Source organism: Celerinatantimonas marina, from assembly GCF_046054165.1.
In the GTDB taxonomy this organism is placed as follows: domain Bacteria; phylum Pseudomonadota; class Gammaproteobacteria; order Enterobacterales; family Celerinatantimonadaceae; genus Celerinatantimonas.
Genome location: NZ_JBFNXK010000001.1, coordinates 220,479 through 242,244, shown reverse-complemented (window position 1 = coordinate 242,244; position 21,766 = coordinate 220,479). Strand labels below are relative to the sequence as shown.

16 protein-coding genes are annotated in these 21,766 nt (G+C 40.5%); 9 read left to right on the top strand and 7 right to left on the bottom strand.

Features of this window, described 5'->3' with window-relative positions:
- Positions 1–242: 242 nt before the first annotated feature.
- Positions 243–1,421 carry a sugar efflux transporter gene (locus ABUE20_RS01085; RefSeq protein WP_408617947.1) on the bottom strand — a complete coding sequence of 393 codons (1,179 nt, stop codon included), beginning with the start codon at positions 1,419–1,421 and terminating at the stop codon, positions 243–245.
- Positions 1,422–2,639: 1,218 nt separating this feature from the next.
- Here ABUE20_RS01085 and ABUE20_RS01080 point away from each other — a divergent pair.
- Together ABUE20_RS01080 and bamE are read left to right on the top strand one after the other, a co-directional pair.
- Positions 2,640–4,808: a methyl-accepting chemotaxis protein gene (locus tag ABUE20_RS01080; RefSeq protein ID WP_408617946.1), complete on the top strand. Its 2,169-nt coding sequence runs from the start codon at positions 2,640–2,642 to the stop codon at positions 4,806–4,808.
- A gap of 121 nt (positions 4,809–4,929) precedes the next feature.
- Positions 4,930–5,280, top strand: a complete 351-nt coding sequence (bamE, locus tag ABUE20_RS01075) for an outer membrane protein assembly factor BamE domain-containing protein (RefSeq protein WP_408617945.1) — start codon at positions 4,930–4,932, stop codon at positions 5,278–5,280.
- 57 nt (positions 5,281–5,337) lie between these two features.
- Here bamE and ABUE20_RS01070 read toward each other — a convergent pair whose 3' ends face one another.
- Positions 5,338–7,257, bottom strand: a complete 1,920-nt coding sequence (locus ABUE20_RS01070) for a methyl-accepting chemotaxis protein (protein ID WP_408617944.1) — start codon at positions 7,255–7,257, stop codon at positions 5,338–5,340.
- A 251-nt stretch (positions 7,258–7,508) separates the two neighbouring features.
- On the opposite strand from ABUE20_RS01070, the gene ABUE20_RS01065 reads away from it, so the two are divergent.
- The 4 genes from ABUE20_RS01065 (at position 7,509) to ABUE20_RS01050 (ending at position 12,096) form a co-directional block, all read left to right on the top strand.
- A complete protein-coding gene (locus tag ABUE20_RS01065; protein ID WP_408617943.1) occupies positions 7,509–8,003 on the top strand; it encodes a GNAT family N-acetyltransferase in 495 nt (164 codons plus the stop codon).
- A 313-nt stretch (positions 8,004–8,316) separates the two neighbouring features.
- Complete coding sequence (locus ABUE20_RS01060) at positions 8,317–9,579, top strand: hypothetical protein (protein WP_408617942.1); 1,263 nt, start codon at positions 8,317–8,319, stop codon at positions 9,577–9,579.
- 111 nt (positions 9,580–9,690) lie between these two features.
- Positions 9,691–10,824: a 5-methyltetrahydropteroyltriglutamate--homocysteine S-methyltransferase gene (locus ABUE20_RS01055; protein ID WP_408617941.1), complete on the top strand. Its 1,134-nt coding sequence runs from the start codon at positions 9,691–9,693 to the stop codon at positions 10,822–10,824.
- A 240-nt stretch (positions 10,825–11,064) separates the two neighbouring features.
- Positions 11,065–12,096: a LacI family DNA-binding transcriptional regulator gene (locus ABUE20_RS01050; protein WP_408617940.1), complete on the top strand. Its 1,032-nt coding sequence runs from the start codon at positions 11,065–11,067 to the stop codon at positions 12,094–12,096.
- A gap of 38 nt (positions 12,097–12,134) precedes the next feature.
- Here the strand turns inward: ABUE20_RS01050 and ABUE20_RS01045 are convergent, their stop codons facing one another.
- From ABUE20_RS01045 to ABUE20_RS01025, 5 genes are all read right to left on the bottom strand, one after another.
- Positions 12,135–13,217 carry an ABC transporter ATP-binding protein gene (locus ABUE20_RS01045; RefSeq protein ID WP_408617939.1) on the bottom strand — a complete coding sequence of 361 codons (1,083 nt, stop codon included), beginning with the start codon at positions 13,215–13,217 and terminating at the stop codon, positions 12,135–12,137.
- A complete protein-coding gene (locus tag ABUE20_RS01040) occupies positions 13,210–13,407 on the bottom strand; it encodes a hypothetical protein (RefSeq protein WP_408617938.1) in 198 nt (65 codons plus the stop codon). The genes ABUE20_RS01045 and ABUE20_RS01040 overlap by 8 nt, the downstream gene beginning before the upstream one ends.
- A complete protein-coding gene (locus tag ABUE20_RS01035; RefSeq protein WP_408617937.1) occupies positions 13,407–14,219 on the bottom strand; it encodes a carbohydrate ABC transporter permease in 813 nt (270 codons plus the stop codon). Before ABUE20_RS01035 ends, ABUE20_RS01040 begins: the two co-directional genes overlap by 1 nt.
- A 1-nt stretch (position 14,220) precedes the next feature.
- Positions 14,221–15,099 carry a carbohydrate ABC transporter permease gene (locus ABUE20_RS01030; protein ID WP_408617936.1) on the bottom strand — a complete coding sequence of 293 codons (879 nt, stop codon included), beginning with the start codon at positions 15,097–15,099 and terminating at the stop codon, positions 14,221–14,223.
- Positions 15,100–15,162: 63 nt separating this feature from the next.
- Positions 15,163–16,428: an ABC transporter substrate-binding protein gene (locus tag ABUE20_RS01025; protein ID WP_408617935.1), complete on the bottom strand. Its 1,266-nt coding sequence runs from the start codon at positions 16,426–16,428 to the stop codon at positions 15,163–15,165.
- A 367-nt stretch (positions 16,429–16,795) separates the two neighbouring features.
- Here ABUE20_RS01025 and ABUE20_RS01020 point away from each other — a divergent pair, with 367 nt between their 5' ends.
- The 3 genes from ABUE20_RS01020 to ABUE20_RS01010 all read left to right on the top strand — a co-directional run bounded on the left by ABUE20_RS01020 (position 16,796) and on the right by ABUE20_RS01010 (position 21,332).
- The gene (locus ABUE20_RS01020) at positions 16,796–17,410 is read left to right on the top strand and encodes a methyltransferase domain-containing protein (RefSeq protein ID WP_408617934.1); all 615 of its coding nucleotides are present in this window, start codon (positions 16,796–16,798) and stop codon (positions 17,408–17,410) included.
- 186 nt (positions 17,411–17,596) lie between these two features.
- Positions 17,597–18,019, top strand: coding sequence for a DsrE/DsrF-like family protein (locus ABUE20_RS01015; RefSeq protein WP_408617933.1), 423 nt, complete (start codon positions 17,597–17,599; stop codon positions 18,017–18,019).
- 1,126 nt (positions 18,020–19,145) lie between these two features.
- Positions 19,146–21,332: an AAA family ATPase gene (locus tag ABUE20_RS01010; protein ID WP_408617932.1), complete on the top strand. Its 2,187-nt coding sequence runs from the start codon at positions 19,146–19,148 to the stop codon at positions 21,330–21,332.
- Positions 21,333–21,766 lie beyond the last annotated feature (434 nt).

Below are 21,766 nucleotides of genomic sequence, written 5' to 3'. Positions count from 1 at the left end.
GACTCCAACTCATCTTTTTTAATTTTGAAAGCTAACCGTACAGAAATCATAGCTAAAGACAGCCATAATCGCCTGATAAATTACCTGAGAAATTATTTTTGGTAGAAGATATTATGCAGGATCGAGAGCAGGGGCCTTTATGCTTTGTTTTTATAGCAATCTGAGCTAAAGCATGTATAGATTGCTGCAAAGATAAGCATAAAGAACGCTAATCCCTTGGCTTTGGTCGACGCTCTTAAGCATTAAATGGGTTTGATTCTGGATAATGTGAATGCGGCAATGGCGACAAAGCCGCCACCGACCCAGAATGTCGCGCCATAACTCACGTACTGAGCAATGATCCCAGCCAAGGCTCCTGCAATAACATTTCCGGTATAAAGTGAGTTGGAAAATAAAGTGGTAGCCTGGCCACTTCGACCGGGCATGAGATCTTGAAAGTAGATCATGCCCAATCCCCCTAGAATACCGATAAAGGCTGCATTCCCAAGTTGGATGACGATGAGTAAATGCGCTGAGTGAATGAAGTCCATACCAATGTAAAAAAGCAGGCCCGCTACACAAGCTAAAATTAATAGTGTTTTCATCCGCCAGTATTTGGTCAAATAGCTGGCAATGAGCATGACTGGGATCTCTAGTGCCGCCGCTGTTCCCATCATCCAACCGGCCAATTCCTGAGGTAAGTGCAGCTGGTGACTAATATAAAGAGGCATCGAAATGATGTACATACTATTGCAACCCCACATCAGCGTGGACGCAATAAATAATTTGAAAACATCTTGGTTGGTTTTTAAATGATGTTGATGAGTTCCTCCCGTGGCACTTTGTTTGGGCATATCGGGTAATTTGAATAAGGTAACGACAAAGGCAATGATGTAAATGCCCATACCTGCCATAAATAGTGTTTTAAATCCATAAGCCGCGACAAGTGCAAAGGCAATGGTGGGTCCGATGACCCAAGCTAAAGAGAGTTGAGAGCGCATGACCGAAGTGAACATGACTGAACGTTCTCCAGCATGATCTTTATAGTCTCGGGCCAGAGCGAAAGTTTGAGGCATCGCTGATGCTCCGATACTCATCAAAAAGATCCCTAAACTGATCAAAATATAATAGTTACGACACCAATCGAAAAGTAGGCAGTTTAAGGCTCCCATAAGCAGGCAAATGAGAATGATGCGTTTTCGGTGGCCTTTTCGATCAGAATAACGGGCAATCAGTTGACTAAAAATAATGCCACCGATCGCGTTAATGGTATAGAACAAACCGACAGCAAAGGGGGAAACATGGACCTGATTGGTCAGAAATAGGCTTAGAATAGGGGCAAAGAGAGCACTTCCTAAGCCTGAAAAAAAACTCAAACTCATGAATGATAATAGCACGGCACTTTGATGGCTCCGAAAATTGCGCCAATAAGTAGCTAACATCTTTAAACCTCAAGTGATGATGGGTTGCAACTGAATGTAATTGTCGGTGATCAACCGTTACAAGATATCCAGAGACTAGGCCGCGGCATACCAGAACAGGCGTGCCGTTAAGGGTATTTATTGTGCCTGATTTTATCGCTGTCGGCTAGAGGCCGTGCGGCTTTATTGATTGAATTTCATTCAAATTTACCTACTGGAATACCATAAAATTCAGAATAGATGATTTGAGTCTTGGGCGTATACTAGGGATTAATTGATTCAGATATTAGAGCTTGGAAATTAAACATTAGCAGATGATGAGAGGCCTGTTGAGTCTCAATATATCTAAGTTATCAATAAAATAATTAGTGAGCAGAGTAAGAGTTAAAGTTTTCAATTATTTATTTGTTCGCTTACGATCAATTAAATGAACCGATTAAACATAGAGTGTATTATTTTTAGTCTATCTCTAACTTCATCATCACCTTGCTTAAAGGTGTAGCAAGAACATCTGAGACGATCAAGATACGCAAAGTAGAACAGCTCAAAGCTAATATTGTGCAGAAGCATCGATTAATAACTTAAATGTAAATAATGATATGAAAACTCACAAGGTTTATTTTTAGCGTTTTTATCCATAAATTATAAGATCTTGGCACTGGCAACATACAGCAGGTTGGGGCCAAATTAGCATAAATGAAAAATATTTAATGGAGATTTTAAATCCATATTAAAAATGATTGATTTTGATAATTAAGCCAAAAAATTATTTTTTCAAAATGGATTCTATCTACTACACTTATGAAAAAATATATAGGCAGGGTTCCATTTTACTATTGATGTAGCGAAATGAAACGTCATAGCAGAAATGATTTTGATAAACAGGTAGCCATAAATGGTTATAAATGATGATTGCATCAATTTAACGACTGTGACAAGTAATATGAGAATCATTTTCATAATCTAATTTAAATGTTGGGAAATAATATTTAACTAATTTGTATATGTTTTTGAAGTCAATAAATATATTTTAGTCATTAATAGAATAGATTATAATTAACAGAGCGTTAATGAATGCATTGATAATTACTCATTCCCAGGAAGTGAAAAACTAAGAAGTAACAAGCCATAATTGAGTAATAATAAAATAAAAGAGCAATACCAGGGTCGTGTGTTTTTATTGAGCTTCTGATTATTAATAATTTCTGTTTAAGGATATTAATTTAAGGAAATTCACCTATGAAGTTGAAATCAATACAGGGAAAGATTGCGGTCGTTGCTGGGCTCTGTTTATTAGTTACTGCCAGCATCTTAGTCGGGTACAGTGTTTATTCAGCCTCAAATACACAAAAACTTGTATCAAATCAGGTAACCACCCTAGTTGAGCAAAGTACTCTGGATGGACTTAAGAGCACTGCCGATGCATATGGGCATGCGATTAGTCGTCGCTTAGAGCCTAGTTTGACGATTGCCCAAACTCTGGCCACGATGGTTGAAGCGAAAAAACTTTATGACCAGAATAATTGGATGCACACCGACACCCGGGAATCGTTTAACTCTATTTTACGTAGAGTGTTAGAGCAACACGAAGATCTGAATGGGGTTTACAGTGCTTGGGAACCGGATGCCTTTGATGGGCAGGATGCTCAAAATAAAAATAATACGATGGGCAATAATGCTGAAACAGGTCGCTATACACCGTATTGGACCCGAGATCAAAATGGACATATCGATGTTCAACCTCTCGTTGAATATGATACAGATGCCAAGCATCCGAATGGTGTTGCTAAAGGTGGTTGGTATCAAGAACCTAAACGAACACTCAAATCGGCAGTCACCGCACCACTTCCTTATGTGGTTCAGGGAAAAAATGTTTGGTTAGCTACTTTATCAGCACCCGTGGTGGTGAATGGGAAATTCTTAGGTGTCGTCGGGAGCGATTTTAATTTAGATTTTATTCAGTCTTTAAGTAAGCAAGTCGCGGCTAATTTATACGATGGCAAAGCGGAAGTCACGATCGTTACTCATCAAGGGCTTGTGATTGCCGACAGTCGAAATGCGGGCAGTATCGGACAATCGATGCAGAAGATTTTTAGTGATGACTATAACAAGGTGCTGCAGATTGTTCAGAAAGGCCAATTAGAAGTCTTTAATGATCCGAAATTAAATCAACTAACTGTTTTTTCACCGATTACTTTAGGTTCCAGTAATAGTTTATGGTCGGTGATTATTCGGGTCGATCGTAATGTCGCTCTGGCGAGTGTAGAACAGCTCACTCATCAGATGGATATGACCAGTGACAGAGCGATCACTTGGCAGGTTGTTATTGGGTTTATTGTTTTAGTCATTGCTATTTTGACAATGGTAATGATGGCTCGTAGTCTGTCGCTTCCTATTTTACGTGCGGTTCGCATGGCTAAAACCATTTCCCAAGGTGACTTAAGTGAACGGCTGAATTATCACAGTCATGATGAAATCGGCCAGTTAGCCAGTGCGTTGGATAATATGACGGATAGCCTGCAAGCTCAGGTGACCATTGCCGAACGGATCTCGAAAGGTGATTTAGATTTATCGGTGCAATTGGCTTCAGAAAAAGATCAGTTAGGTCGGGCACTGTCGCAGATGGTGGATGATCTGAATAATATCGTTGGCGGTATTCGTCAACGCTCCGATATGATCGGGCATAATGCCGGAGCTGTCTCTGACTTGAGTCATGATCTGGCTAGCGGTGCAACGGAATCAGCCGCAGCCGTCACTGAAATCAGCGCGACCATCACGCAGATAGCTGAGCAGATTAAACAAAGTTCTCACAATGCGGATAAAGCCAGTGAATTATCTCAGCAATCAATGGATTCTGCTGAAAACGGTAATGAACTGATGAGTGAACTGCAGCAAGCAATGCAGGAAATTGAAAATTCAGGTCAGGATATCAATAAAATTATTCGCACGATTGAATCGATTGCTGAGCAGACAAACCTGTTAGCATTGAATGCAGCTATTGAAGCGGCGAGAGCGGGGCAGTATGGACGAGGCTTTGCCGTGGTGGCTGATGAGGTTCGTCAGCTAGCCGCTCGCAGTGCTGAAGCGGTGCAGCAGACCTCCGCGCTGATTGATACTTCCGCTCAGCGAACTCAGCGTGGGATCGTGTTGTCTCAGCAAACGGCTGAAGCGTTGGGCTCTATTGTTGAACGGGCTAGTGAGTCCGCTTCTTTGGTGAATGAAATTGCATTAGCCGCAAGTGAACAGGCGCAAGGTGCTGAGCAGGTGAGTTTAGGTATTCATCAAATTGATGAGGTGACTCAACAGAATAGCAGCAACTCCGAACGTTGTGCTGAAGCCGCGAATCAATTATCGAAAGAATCAGAACAATTAACCGATCTGATCCAGCAGTTTAAATTAAAACGTTAAAATGTGGGGGGAATCTTCCCCCCTTTTCCTTCTTTATTCACTCCATTCATTAGTGTTTTTCGAATGGCTCTGGTAATTTAAGAGGATAAGCTTGAATTATTTATGAGATATTGGATCTGCGATGATGAATCGACGGATGGCCTTGTTAGGCATAATTTTCTGGATGATGGCTCTGAGTGGATGTAGTTCTCTTCATCTGAATGAAACCTTAGCCGGCAGTGCATTTCCAGATCGCCAAGTCCAGCAAATTCAACGACATTACACCACTGAAAGTGACATTATTCAGCTGTTTGGTCAGCCTTATATCACGACTAGTGCCGGTAATAATTATCAGCGTTGGACTTATTATTATCAGCAGCAGCCGAATCGGGAGAGTTGGCTTGGCCGTAACTTTGGGAAGAGTTACCAGAAAACGCTGATTATCGTACTTAAGAACGGTATTGTTGAACGGTATCGTTATTTTCATCAATAGATAGTGATTTGATACGCCTACCGTTCGTTTCAAATATTATTTATCCGTTATTTAGTCTCACACTTTGTAATGCGACAATTGTTTCTGAAAATTATTGACCAGTTCATTTAGTTTTTGACAAGCCTCAGCGGTTGCTTGGTTATAGCCTAAATTCTGATGGCTACGTTCTCGGATCTGGTCAATATTTTTACTCACCTCTTCTGCAACACCGCGTTGTTGCTGGACTGCCTCTGATATTTCAATATTGAGCTGAGAAATGCGTTTAACGGATGATAAAACCGTCTGAATTCCTTGCTCTGCCGCCTTAGACTGGCTGACGTTTTCATCGGCCATTTGCTGGGTGATAACCATCTGCTCAGATGCTTCATGGCCACTTTGTTGGAGCCGAGCCACGACTGTTTTAATCTCTTCTGTCGAAGTTTGGGTTCGGCTGGCTAATTGGCGAACTTCATCGGCTACGACCGCAAAGCCTCGTCCATACTGCCCCGCTCTTGCCGCTTCAATGGCTGCGTTGAGCGCTAACAAGTTAGTCTGATCTGCGATGTCATTAATGACCGCTAAAATTGTATCGATGCCTTGACTGGCGGTAACCAGTTCCTGAACAACACGACTGGCTTGAGTCATCGAATGCGATTGCTGCTCGATATGCGAGATAGTGGTACTCAAAGACTCACCAACCTGGCGAACTTCATGATTGGCTTGATGTGCATAGTTCTCGGCATCGGTTGTATTTTTATCGATTTCCTGAGCTGAAAGATTCATCTCATGGGATGCCGTAGCCACGTGTTCCGTCTCTTTATTTTGAGCTTCAGAGGATGTGAAAGTTTGTTCAGTGAGTTGTAAAAGGTTATGGGCTGATTGATTGACGGTTTCTGCCATCGTTTTAGCTTCGGTGATGGTTTCATGGATCCGATCCAGCAGCCGGTTAAAGCCGGCTGCCATATCGCCCAGTTCATCCTTGGTTTTAAAATTAAAACGTTTGGTTAAATCACCTTCACCATCCGCTAAATCATGAATAGTATTCACGTAAATAGCTAAAGGGCGACCAATGATTCGGCGGATTAATAATGAAATAACCAAAATTAAAATCACACCAATAATCATAATTGTCATCACGCTTTTAAGAGAGGTGGCCCAGACACTAGAATTTATTTCTGATTCTGGATAGGCCGTTACTATTTCATAGCCCCACGGTTTGAATTCTGTTCGTTGGATATGCCAGTTTTCAGGATTCGACATAGCCTGATTTACCGCTTGATCACTGATATGATCTGAGTGCATCCGTAATTGACCGTGTCCGTCATATAAAGCGATAAACCCCTGATGGAGAACGCGAGACTGGTTAATAAATGTCATGATGGTTTGCATATCGGCTGAATAACCGACGTACCAAATACCAATGACCTCCTGATGATCTAAAATTGGTTCATATCCGGCTAAGTAAGGTCGACCCAAAATATCGATTTGACCATAGTAGGGCTGATGATCGCGAATCGCTTTAATCACTTTACCGGTTGGTGACAGGATGGTGCCAATCGCGCGTTGGCCATCTTTTTGAACATTTGTCGAAACACGGACAAAATTTTGTGACTGATCTCTGGAGAATAAGGTCGCGGTTCCCCCCATGATTTGGGTGAGTTGATCGACTAACGTAAATTGATTGGTTTGATTTTCAGTGCCAAACAAGAGGGCCGGAACCTCTTTCCCTGCGACCGACTGTGATTCCCCCTGATGGGGATCTCCAATGGCTTGGCTACGCATGATTAACAGCTTCATACTACTGTGGACCCGTTTTAACATGATGTCATGAGTCGTATTTAGGAGCTGAATGATATTTTGAGTAGATTGCTGTTGTTGTAGTTGGGCATTTTGTCGAATCGCTTTGATATTCTCGATGACTTGATAAATCATCACGACGGCTGCAAAAAAACTGATCAGGATTGATATGCTGATGACAAATTTTCGATTTATACTCATCCAAAATCCTTTTGAGGGTTGCCTGAAACATGAACCATTGTGATTGAGCCCTAATTGCTACAATCCATTGCTGCAGAATGTACCTGATAGAATAGCCGATGGTGAGGTACCTCCGCTTATATCATTACTTAAATTAGATCTCTGTTCAAACAATGAACAAAATATTAACCTGAATAGGGAAGGCTCACCAGTCGTTTTATGTTTAAAGGCTATTATTTGATGAATAAAGCGCTACAGGTGCTGGAGTTATTGTGAATATTGAAATAGTGATCGCCGATTATCAAAATCCCCAACACGAGCACGATATTGTGATGCTGTTAGATGCTTATGCACAAGATCGTATGGGCGGGGGTGAACCGTTAGCTGATTTTGTGAAAGCTAATTTAGTACCGCAGCTTGCACAACGTGATGATGCATTTAGTCTGTTATGTTACGTAAATGGAGAACCCGCCGGGTTAGCCAATTGTTTTGAAGGATTTTCAACCTTTGCATGTCAGCCATTACTTAATATTCATGATTTTACGGTTCATCCTAAATTTAGAGGGCATGGTTTAAGCCAGCGGCTTTTAAACCGGATTGAATCATTGGCTCGGGAAAAAGGCTGTTGCAAGATGACTTTAGAAGTTTTAGCTGAAAATTTTGTGGCCCAGAAAGCTTATTCAAAATATGGGTTTGCTCCTTACCAGTTAAATTTGCAAACAGGTTGCGCTTTATTTTGGCAGAAAAAATTGAATAACCATTTTTAATATAACGAGCGGTTGTGCTGGCAAGCATGATTGGCGTGTCCCATATTTTGAATACGACTGCTATTGAATGAGACCGTATGATTTGCACGGATCTTGTTTCTTTCTTTTTATCTAATCCTACACCAATCATATTGCCTTTATTCTCCGCAAAATTGCGTCAATTGATTAAAAATGAACTAATTTGATAGATAGAGAAATAAAAAGCTGACGCATTCATCATATATACAGGTTTAATCAGTCAGTTACCTGTCATCCGTCTGTGATGTATTTGATTATTTATTAATAAATTCAGTCTGTTATACATGGTGGCATAATGTGGATTATAGATAAATGCATTTTTTATGGCATATCCGATCAACCGTTAGCCTTTAGTGATGGTCTGCCTATTTATACGCCGCGAGGGGAAAACGGGAGTTCCTGCCGGCTGTTTATTGGCCGATTGGGTTTTCTTGATCTAACCGATTTAGGCACCCTTCAATCTGGAGAGGATTCATCGGGGATCCTGATCAACGGCAAGGTTCTTTATTATAGTGGAGCCGTCAAAGCAAGTAAGTTAACCGTGACTATTTCGGCAAAACACACCGCTCATATTCAAAATGAACGGAGTTCGGTGATGGTTGCACTGATGAGCTATCCACAGATTAATCCAGCTGATATTCAGACCATTCACCAGATGGAGCAGGGGGGATATATTCCCTTTCGCAATGATCCGAATACCTACAAAAATCCCGCAGAAATTCGAAAAAGATTACAGCAGTTAGGCGAGCAGTATTTCCCGTTTACCGATGATAGTTATGAGTTAGCACTTTCTATTTACGATTGGACGACCGCCGATTTCTTTCGGATGGATTTATTTCATTTGTACTGTTACACAGCGATGGCGGAAACCCCTCGGAATCTATCGGAAATGGCAGATGGCTTAGCAAGTTCAGATTGGGGTACCTATAAAATCACCAATGCGGATTTTATGAATTCATTTATGCTGCCAACGATGGAGCATCCCGATGAAGTAATGGATGGGTTACAAAAAGTTGAATCAGTGCTGGGGGCAGACTTAAATGCATTAGCTCGGGTGACGATGGCGGCTAAATATTTATTGCCGCGGATTTCACTGACAGTCGCTCCCATGCTATATAGCGGACAAGTCGCTATTCAGAACTTGGGTAATGATGCAATGGCCGCCTATTTTATGGAATGTCCCTGCAATCGGGGGCCTGTTGGTATGCCGATATCGATGGCTATTGATCTTGCTTTAAATGGCTTTATGGCTCCGGGGAAAGTTGTGACGTTGAAATCATTTATTAGTTTTACGGCTGATCCGTCGGAGGCCGAGCAATACAGCAACGGTTTGCTGCTGGTTTTACAACCTAAACCGGATACGTATATTTGGGGGGAGGGGATCACGAACATTACGCCATTTTCTGATGCGCCTACGACCAAAAATGAATATACCTTTTCACCCGGCGCACAGCTTAAAATTGAACGTCATGAGAATAAAATCATTAATAACAGAGAGTTAACGGTTATCTATATGACTTATCTGGATCAGATTATTCTCGTTCCCGGAATAGGTTAACTATGAAATTTATTCAAGTTGATGATAAATGAAATTAAATGACCTTAACAGACGTCTAGCCATTCATTATGATGCATGCATTATTCAATGATTCTTTAAGAGGTTTTATTCATGGCTATTCGTCCTCCTTTTCGTGCTGACGTTGTGGGCAGTTATCTTCGGCCGGATTATTTGCACCAGGCGCGCCGTGACTATAAAGCGGGCCAAATTTCAAGAGCTGAACTGACGGCCATTGAAGATCAAGCGATTCGGGAACTGGTTTCCCAACAGAAAGCAGCTGGTTTGCATGTGATCACCGATGGTGAATTCCGCCGAGGTTTTTGGCATATCGATTTTCTGGAAAATTTAGTCGGTATTGAAGGCTATGTCCCTGAGCAGGGTTACAACCAAACGTTTCATGGTAAAGCTGCACCTTCTTATAATGTGCGTTTAACCGGGAAAGTTGGTTTTAATCCGGAGCATCCGTTTTTGACCCATTTTAAATTTTTAAAAGAGGTGGCAGAAACAGAAGATGGCTATGTGGCGAAAGCGACGATCCCCAGCCCAACCATGATTTTACGTCAGGAAATTTTAGCCAATGACGGGTCGTCAAAAATGGCTGAAATTTATCCTGATCGCCATGATTTTTATCAGGATCTGGCAACGATCTATCGGGATGCGATTCAGGCATTTTATGCGATCGGCTGTCGATATTTGCAGTTTGATGATACCAACTGGGCCTTTTTAGCTGATGCGGGTAAACGGGAATCTTTACAGCAGAAAGGAATAGATGCTGATGCGATGGCGGATATCTGTGCTGAAATTATCAACAATGCGTTAGCTGAAAAACCAGCGGATATGGTAATTACTACCCATATTTGCCGGGGGAATCATGCCTCTTCATGGCTATTTTCCGGAGGTTACGAACCGATCTCGAAAGCATTATTTGCAACCCAGTATGATGGGTTTTTCTTAGAATACGATAATGATCGCGCCGGAGATTTCGCGCCATTACGTCACTGGTCAAATCCGAATAGTCGGGTTGTATTGGGATTGATTACTTCAAAATTTCCGGAACTGGAAGATAAAGTTCAGGTGAAAGCCCGGATACAGGAAGCGACACACTATGTTCCATTGGATAATCTATGCCTAAGTCCACAATGTGGTTTTGCCTCTACGGAAGAAGGTAATAAATTAACCATCGATGATCAATGGGCTAAAATTCGGTTGATCCATGAGATCGCGGCTGATGTCTGGAACGATTAACAAGGTAGCGTGATGCACGCTATCCCGCTGTAGCTCGGACCTCCTTTGTGTGTCCGGGCTGTTAACTCCCGCCCCTGATTACCCATTTTGCCGCATCTATCAGCCGTTATGGCCTGGAATAGTTGTTCGTTGTCACACCTTGGGTATGTCGGCTCATCTCTTCTGTAGCGAATGATCCCTAGATCACAGCACCTAAATTCCAACTCAGTAAAAATTAAGGAAAAATTAGGAAAATTTTCCGTGGCAACAATTAAACAAATTGCGCAACAAGCGGGTGTGGCTGCGTCTACAGTTTCTCGGGTTTTAAGCCATGACATCACCTTATCGGTGAGTAAAGAAAAGCGTCAGCGTATCGAACAAATTGCCAAACAATTGGGATATTTATCGCCAACGCAGCGAAAACAACAGCAAAACACCGATGTAGGGGTCGTGGCTCGTTCTCATTTTCAGACACCTTCGATGACGGATTTACACCTATTGGTTGTGCATTTTTTAACGCCGACTCAGGAACTAAACGACCCTTATTTCACCTCGATCCGAATTGGTATCGAGAATCGCTGCCACCACTTTAATATTGGTCTGCGCAGTAGTTTTACCAATAACTTACCCAGTAACATGCGATTTATGGAGCAGGCGCAGGGAGTTATTTGTGTAGGACACTTTAGTTTGGAACATATTCAATTGATCCGCTCTATTAATCGAAACCTAATTTTTATCGATTCCAATCCATTGCCGAAGTTAGCCGATGCCGTCACTTTTGATCGCAAAAGTGCTGCTCGGGAGATTGTGCGTTACATCATTGAAAGTGGAGCAAAACGGCCGGCCTTTATTGGCAATCAGGAAGATCGCTTATATGTCTTTCGACAGATGACACAAGAAGCCGGGATTTACTGTGAACCTCTTTGTAAAATTAGCCCGAATTTTTGTATCGATTCCGGGTATCAGGCAATGGCTGAGATCTTAGATTCGCCATTGCAACCGGATGTGGTTTTTGCCGCAACGGACATTATTGCTATCGGCGTATATCGGGCCATTCAGGAACGAGGGATCGATATTCCGGGGAAAATTCAGGTGGTAGGGATGAATGATATTCCAACCTCTCAGCATTTGAATCCGAGCCTGACCACGATGCGACTGTATCCGGCAGAAATGGGAGAAGCCGCAGTTGATCTGTTTATGGAGTTGGTGGAAGGCCGAAGTTACAAAAAGAATGTGCAACTTGGATTCGATATGATCTGGCGAGAAAGTTTTGAACGCGTTACATATCGATAACAGCCCCTGAGGGCTGTTATGATCCGAGGCCAACGCGATTAATTAATGCGTAGACCCTGTTCATCAAACAGATGAACATGCTCGCTGTTGCAACTAAGTTGTAACTCACCGTAAGGTTCCGGATTCGAATCTAGTGCGAGTGAGACTTTAAAATTATCGACTCCAGAAAAGCTGCCGAACAGATACGTGGTATTACCAAGCCACTCGGTGGCTTCATTACGCATGGTGAGTTTAACATCGCCCGCGTCCCCCAGAGCCAGGTGTTCCGGCCGGATCCCCACAACCACGGATTGTCTGGCTTCGATCATTGGTAAGGTACTTTGTAGCGTAATCGTTTGCTGGTGATTAATCTGAATTTTGAGTTGATCCGGAGCAACAGAAACCACTTGTCCCGGGAGTAAATTCATACTGGGTGAACCGATAAAGCCGGCAACGAACAGGTTTTGCGGGCGGTGATAGAGCTCAGCTGGAGTTCCCACTTGCTCGATATTCCCCTGATTGATGACGACGATTTTATCCGCCAGCGTCATTGCCTCCACCTGATCATGGGTCACATAGATCATTGTGGTTTTGAGTTCCTGATGTAATTTAGCAATTTGGAGTCGCATTTCTACACGTAATTCTGCATCCAGATTGGATAAAGGTTCATCGAATAAGAATACCTGTGGATGACGTACAATCGCCCGACCAATCGCCACTCGTTGCCGTTGGCCTCCGGAAAGTTGTTTTGGAGTTCGGTCTAAGAGTGCATCGAGCTGCAATGTGGTACTGGCCTGTTGTACTCGTTTTGCGATATCTGCTTTAGGATGACCGGTCATTCTTAATCCAAAACTCATATTTTCACTGACGGTCATATGCGGGTAGAGCGCATAAGTCTGAAAGACCATCGCAATCCCTCGTCCGGCCGGATCAATGTGATTGACGATCTGATCGCCAATTTGGATGGTCCCATCGGTAATGGTTTCAAGCCCGGCAATCATTCTCAGCAGTGTGGATTTCCCGCAACCGGATGGCCCGACAAATACGACAAAATCACCGGAGTCAATGGCAAGATCGATATGGTGGATAGTTTCTGTATTGCCGTAACGTTTCACCACGTTATTGAGTTGAATTTCAGCCATGTAACACCTCCGGATTAGTTAATTCAACGGCTTGGGGCAGATCAGATAGAAACAGTATCATCGGGATCTGTTGCCGCATGGATGTCGGTAGCGTCTGATGCTGATAATCCCGGATTTCGGTCCACTCATAATCGGTTTCCGATCCATCTCTGAAAAAAGTAGGTCGAGTGAAAAATTGAGTACTAAGCATTATTTGACGGCTCCGGTAAGACTGGCAATAAACTGTTTTTGCATCGCAAAAAAGATAATCAGACTAGGGATCGTGGACATCACTGTTCCAATCATAATTAATCCATAATCTGGTGCGTAGGCTGAGGCAAAGCTGGACAGGACTAGGTTAATGGTTTTTAGCTCATTGGATTGCAGCACAATCAAAGGCCATAAAAACGCATTCCATGAGTTCATGAACACAATGATGAAAGCGGCCGAGTAACTCGGACGCATCACCGGCACATAAACATGTAAAAAGATTTTCCATTCAGCAACACCCTCAACGCGGGCCGCATCGATTAACTCTTTTGGAAAACTCTTTGTACACTGGCGAAAATAAAAGATGATAAATGCGACCGATACCGTGGGCAGGATTACCGCAAAGTGGGTATCAAGTAATCCGGCTTTACCGAACATGGTAAATAACGGGATCATCAGAGCCGCAAACGGGATCATCATGGTCGTCAGTAGTGCGACGTAGAGTTTTTCCCGGCCTTTACTTTTATAAACCTCAAAGGCATACCCGGCCAGTGAGCAGATCACCAATGTGGCAACGGTATTGACAACCGCAATTTTAGAGGTGTTCCAGAAGATCCTCGGTAGATCGACCTGACTGGTTAGGGTATGAAAGTTTTTCAGCAACTGATCGCCAAAAGTAAACTTACCAATATTGATCTGACTGGTATTGTTGGTACTGGAGACCACCATCCAATAAAATGGAAACAGCGAGATCAGACTCATCACCAACAAAAACAAATGCATGATGGCATTTTGAAACGTACTTCGTCTCATATCATTGATTCCTCGCTGCTTTGAATTGGATCAGTGCCAATATGGCGGCAAATACCACAATCACATAGGAAACCGTGGCCGCATAACCAAAGTTAGGTACGAACTTGAACGATAAGTTGTAGATATACAGCGAGAGCGTCAATGTTGAGTTGGCTGGCCCTCCCGCGGTGATATTCATCACCTCATCAAACAATTGTAAAGTACCAATGGTCGAGGTGACGCTGGTGAATAGAATCACCGGTTTTAAAAGGGGAACCGTTAAGTGAAAAAATTGCTGGATCGGGCTAACGCCGTCGATGCGTGCCGCTTCGTAGATTGACTTATCAATGGTTTGCATCGCGGATAGATAGAAGATCATATTGTAGCCCGTCCAGCGCCAAGTAATTGCAATAATAATGGTTACTTTGGACCAAAACGGATCGGCCAGCCACGGAATCGGCTCACTGATAATATGAGTGAAGAGTAAGAATGAATTAATGACGCCATCGAGCTGAAACATACTTTTAAACAGGATCGAATAGGCCACAAGTGAAGTAACACAAGGCAAGAAGATCGCCAACCGAAACAGTTGCCGACATTTGAGCCGAGGTGAGTTCAGGCAAGATGAAATCGCCAGTGAAAGCAGGATCATAATCGGAACCTGAATCACTAAAAAGAGCAGTGTATTACTCAATGCCTGCTTGAACATTGGGTCATAAAACAGGCGCATGATATTGCCAAACCCGACAAAGTGCATCACTACGCCGCGTCCGGAATGGAACGAGAGCCAAAGTGAATTGACAATCGGGTAGAGCGTCATCAGGGCAATCAGCGCCACCGCAGGCAGGACAAACATCCAGCCGTTGACATCATAAAGTCGATGGAGTTTTGCTTTATTCATTATAAATCCATGAATGGCAGTCAGCAGAAAATCGAGGAGGCATCACTCGCCTCCTCATCAGAGTTATTGCATGATCTGATAGCGCAGGTTGGTTTCGACCCGACTGAGAATTTTGTCAATCGATTCCCCATTGAGCAGGGCTGGGATTTCAGCTGCAATGGCATTATCGACTTCCTGAGTGTACATGCCGTAGGAAACCTGTGGAATTTGAGCCACCCATTTAGAGAAATCAGCGAAGACCTGCTGTCCTCCAAAGAACGGGTCTTTAACTTGGTAAGCATAACCATGATTGGCAGGGAGATAGGTGGCTAGCGCACCGCGATCAACCAGCAATTTTTGATAGAGATCGGTATCGTGAGCAAATTCAGCATTAAGAAATTCAATTGCTTCTTTGGTGTTTTTCCCTTTGGTTAAAACATACCAACTTGACCCGCCTTGGTTGGAAGCATGAGTGGCTCCGGGAATATTTAAACTTGGGATCGGCGCGACTCGCCATTTACCGGATTGATCGGGAACACTTTTAATGGAACCGATAATCCAGACGCCAGAGACTACCGAAGCAAGTTTCCCGGAATTAAAACCACCGACAAAATTAGACCAGCCCGAAGTTGGCCGGACAATTTTGGCATCATTGATTTTTTTGATGGTTTGTAGCGTTGCTTTAAGCGCGGTGTTATGAGCAATATTTAATTTACCGTCTTTATCGAAATACCATTGGCCGGCAGATTGCATCATGATGTGGGGGAGGACGACATCATTAATATCATAGGCAAGCATCGCAACCCCAGTTTTGGCTTTGACTTGTTTACCGATTTCAATAAAGCGATCCCAACTGATATTTTGCAAATCTGCATCACTAAAGCCGGCTTTTTTCAGATAATCACTGCGATAGAACATACCGGCAACCCCAGAGTCGAATGGAACCCCATAGACCTGATTCCCGACGGTCATGACTTTGACTTTATACGGTGCAAACTGGCTGTAATCGATACTTTTTTGTAAGGGAACAAATGAACCTGGATAGGATTGTAGATATTTTTGCGCGTTATAGTCTTCAATGAGCACAATATCAGGCAGAGAGCTGGTAATGCCTGAAGCGAGCATGGTTTGCAACTTCTGTTCAATATCTTCTTTACCGGAATCAATGACTTTGAGATGAAAGTCGGGATGACCTTTTTCATAACGGGCGGCGGCTTCATTCATTGCTGCAACGTTAAAGTTAGGGTCCCATGCCCATACTGTGACATTGCCAGCAAAACAAGATCCTGAGATGCCGGCTGTGAGTAGAGTCGCCGCACAGAGTGAACGTAATTTGGTGATATTTTTCATAGTAGGATGCCACTTGATGTTCTTTATTATGTGTCTTCCAGTCTATGCATTCTGTTTGTTCAGACAATGAACGAATTAACGTATTTACAACATGTTAGTGATACCGATCACTCTTGGTAGGCAGAAAATTTAGAATTGTCGATCAGAGTAAAAAAATTTAAGGAAATTTTTACTTAATTGTTGTGAAAATATTTCCCTCATGAAAATGACAGACAGATATTCAACACAAATACTCGATCAGAGTAAGCCAACAGGCGATAGAATAGGGCAACCGTTTTTCATCAAGTGTTTCAAAGATAGTTGGGAATGACATGAAACTGCGATAGGGTGGAGCTTGTGTTCACTCAATCAGGGGAGAAACTGGGGAATGTCGGTAAATAAAGCCTATTTTGATGCACTGGCGGCACAGTGGGATAACAATCCGGAAAAATGGAGACGCGCCTCAGTGGCTGCTCAGCGGATTGAACAGTTGAATTTATTGCCGCATGGAAATTTGATCGACTATGGCTGTGGTACTGGATTATTAGGCTTGCAGCTTCTTGGAGCCTTTCAGCATATTTATTTAGCTGATGCATCCGAAGCTATGCTTCAGGTCGCTCAGGCTAAGATTAATCAGGACCGTATTCATAATGCATCGGTTTGTCAGGTGGAACAGCTTGCTGACGTTCCGGTGAATGCTTCGGCTATCACCATGCTGATGGTCTTGCATCACATCTTGGATCTAGAGGCCTTTTTTCAGCAAGCATATCGTAAACTGGATACGGGTGGGGCCTTTATTGTCGTTGATTTAGTCAAAGAAGATGGTTCGTTTCATCAAGATCTGCCTGATTTTGATGGGCATAATGGGTTTGAACTAGAGCAATTATCGAAGCTGGCACAAAAAACAGGATTTAAAGTCGGCTTTAACGAAGCGTATGATGAAATTTACAAACAAAGCTGCAAACGTAGCTATCCGCTCTTTATGCTCGTGGCTTATAAATAAGCCGAAAAGTAACAGCCTCAGTTTATGGGGCTGATTCAGGTGAGTGATCCTTGAGCAGATGACCCATAGCTGGACAAAATCGCTAAAAAATTCTTTATTTTCATCACCGTCTGCCGATATAAAACATGATGTATAATCACCTTTATGAACAACCGACATGTTCATCCTGAGTTTCAGGAGGACTATATGAAACCTATTTCTCACTTATTATTAACCGTTATTTTAGGCCTGACGGTGCTGTTGTCTCCAGCGATGGCTGCCGATGCTTCAGGATCGTTACTTATCAATGTCACCAGTAGCAATGTGCATAAAGCCAATATGGCTATCTCATTTAGTGTGGCACAATTACAACAAGGCCAGCCGCTAATCATTTTACTCAATAAACAAGGGGTTCTACTGGGCTCAAAAGCCAATGCCGCTAAATTTCCCGGAGTACAGAAAACACTACTGAATTTAATAGATAAAGGCGTTCCCGTGATGATGAGCCCTCAAGGGATGCTACAATATGGTATGACCCGAGATGATGTCCTCCCTGGTATTTTAGTCGGCGCCGCAGAAGCAAACAAAGCCGCTCCACTTCCTCATATTAAGCAAATGCTAACCTGGTAATCACCCCACCAAGTGCTCTGAATTAAAGCCATTTCATTATGATTTGAATCAGAGCCTATTGATAATCATTTATGTTTATAAAATTATTACTGAGTAAAGTGACTTATTCTATAAATAAAATTTTTATATAAAGAAGACGCACTTTATTCACTAAGATAATAAATATAATTATTAATACTTAGTACTTTTCTAGAGCCAACAGAATGGCACACGATATAGATCAAAAACCTTGCACATCTGGTTTAAAAATCGGGCAAATTGATTGCTAACTAACCATTTTATCGCTAATGTTAAAAATAAATTTATCATTTTTAGGTAGTTCCCTGTCATGACTGATGAATCATCAGTGCGGTAGCGTGGGTGCCTAAAATTAACAAGTGATGAAAATCTAGTCCCCATTAATTCTATAGATAAATAAATTAGATATCGAACAATCACTTATTCAGCACAGATGTTGAATATAAATAATATTTTATCAGTATTGAAGTTATTATTATGGGAGTGAATATTCTACTGAATTTCTATTTAAAATGGATATCAGTTATTTTTGAATATCGGTATTTAAATCAATAATAAATAGGGCATAGACCACGATAACCTGTGGTGATAAGTGAAGGATGGGTTTTATTTTTAAACGCCTTGAGCCAGGTTAATGTTTTTAGCGTAAACACTGTAACCGTGAAGGCTAATATTTGATCGAATGCCTTCTAGGGAAGAACTTTGATTTATCCCAGACATCGATTAACGGGGTTCTGTATATTCATACAGTGTTATATTTCAAGATGCACAATCGAGTTTGTTTTGTCCTAAGAGGTGCACACTTTGTTTTTTAACATCGTATAAAATAGTATAAATATCAATCTATTATGAAATTAATGTGGGAGCTATTGTGAACTATTGGGGGGAATATTGAGCACGCGTATTTTGCGATCAAAGTATATCAGAAAAGTGCTCATACTTCATTGATAAATATAATTTTATTAGATTTTTAGATAAAAATTCGCAGGTAGTTTTTGAGTGTGCGTGATGTACAACTGTTAGCAATATTTGTGGTATCTCAAACATAGTGGAAGTATTACACTAGAAAAATAATATTTAAATTTTATATACAAATTTATGGAAGAGTATGATGTCAGAAACAATAACATTAAAAAATGTTGCTAGTTATACCGATGAAGAACCGCAGATTATCGATATTACTAAGCCATATGGTTTTATTTATGGCCTTAACGGTACTGGAAAATCTACCATATCAAACCTATTTTATAATTCAGATGATGAAAAATATAATGACTGTATAATAAATTTAGAAAGAGAATATAAACCATTCGTTTATAATAACAAATTTGTAGAAGATGTTTTTTATAAAAATAACGAACAGGCTGGAATTTTTACATTAAGTAAAAATAATAAAGATCTAAGTCATCAAATCGAAGTGAAAGAAAAAGTTCGAGATGATTTATTGAAAAAATATAATAATACTAAAGATAAAATTGTTAGTGAAAAAGAACGGACAGATAAAAATATAGATGGTGCAATTAATAATGTTTACAAAAAATTAAATATAATAAAAGATTATCGTATTTACGATTTTATTGAAGGTTTTAAAAGGCCAAAACAAAAATTCTATTCTAAGTTAATAACTATTCCTGTTGATAATTCTAAAGTAGATATTTCAAAGTTAGAAGATGAATATTTACAATTAATGAAATTTAAAGATATAATAGTTAACACGATAAATATTAATGAAATTCCGCAACTAACAGATGAGGAGTATAAGGTTTTAGAAGAGCCTATAATATCAAGTTCTCATAGTCAATTGTCTGATTTAATAGATGTTCTAGGAAATATGGAATGGGTTAAATTAGGAAGGGATAAGTTTTTAAATAACTCTAAAAATATTTGTCCGTTTTGCCAATCAGAAAGTATTGATGATAATTTTAGGCTGCAATTATCAAAATTATTCGATAACTCTTTTGAAAAGCAATTGGAGAAATTAAATGAGTTGAAAAATTCTTATAGCGAAAAATGGAAGATGTTTATTGATGTGTTAAAAAACTCAATTGAATCTTCTCCCTTATTTGATAAGGATAACTATAATCTAGATATAATAGAGCATAAAATTTTAAATGATATTCAGAATAATATTAATATAATAGATAAAAAATTACATGATACATCTATCCAAATTAAAGAAAATTTAAATGTTGACTTGTCAGATTTAATCTCAATAGTAGATGAGATTAACCTTAATATAAATGAAATAAATAAAAAAACAAAACAGATTACTAAATCAAAGTCGAATATAAAGTCTAAGGTTTGGCAATACTTACGCAACGAAAGTGAGGATATCATTAATATTATTAATGATATTTCAAATAAGAATGAATCTAATATAAATCAGTTGAAATTAAATTTAGATAAAATTAAAAAAGAAGGGGAGGAGAATACTAAAGAAATAAAGAAACTTAGATCTCAAATGTCAAACATTGACGATACTATTATCAAAATAAATGATGGCTTAAGGTGTTTGGGTGTAACAAATTTTGAAATAGTAAAGTCTTCCAGAGATTCTAAATTATTTTCAATTCAACGTGATAAAACAGATGAAGTCAATGTTTATAAATCATTAAGTGAAGGTGAAAAAACATTAATAACATTTCTGTATTTTCTAGAAATGTGTAGTGGTAGTCAAACAGCTACTGATAGCATTTCTGACTCTGAAAAAGTTGTCATTGTAGATGACCCAGTTTCTAGTTTATCACAAAACTATATTTATGAAATAGCATCACTTATTCATTCTAAATTATTAGTTAATAAATCATATTATAAAGTTATTGTGCTAACTCATAGCTTATTTTTCTTTCACGAATTGATTAAGTTATCATCCAATCATAAAGATAAGTATTCTCTCTACTGCATTAAAAAACATAAGCATTCTTTAGTTCAACCTATTGGTTTCTCAGAGTTGAAAAATGAATATCAATCTTTATGGCAAATTTTAATTGATGCTAAAGAGCATAAAATTAATCCAGTTGTTATACCTAATGTGATGAGAAATATATTAGAGCATTATTATGGCTTTGTTCATAAGAAAAATTCATTGGGGCAGGTGCTTAATGAATTGGTCGAAAAAGAGTCAACTCAAGAATTGAAGTCTTTTTTCCGTTATATCAATCGGCAGTCCCATTCTGATCCTGTAAATCTAGGATTGATTGCTGATATTGATCCAGACGTTTACCTAGATAAATTCAAAGAAGTTTTTTGTAAAACAGGCGATGAGGGACACTACTTAAAAATGATGGAGGTTTAATGTTACCACATGGGCTTTAGGACTTAACGTCTAGGTAGTGAACGCAAATGCTTGCACACTGCTTCTTTTCTACCAAAGCGAGTTCGAGTATAAGCTCGTACTTTAACCACTTTTTTCATTGCAGGTTCTCCTGAACCGATGCCCGCCATCGGTAGCCTTATCACACAATGTAACAAGCTGTACTTGGTGTCAGACCGGAGTGCCTATGTGGTAACGGGGTTATATTAGAGTAGTGGAATATTGACTGCAATAAAAAATGTTATTTTTTAACCATCTAACGCCGAGTGTGACGTTAGCCAATTGCTAACAAGGCGAAGAGCCAAATAAACAGGCCCCCCACCCATAAAGCCAGTATTCACTCGGTACTTATGAAATTTAGAGCGAACAAAGTAGCCGAAGGTATCGTTTTGAATTTTGATCAATTTTGCTGGTTA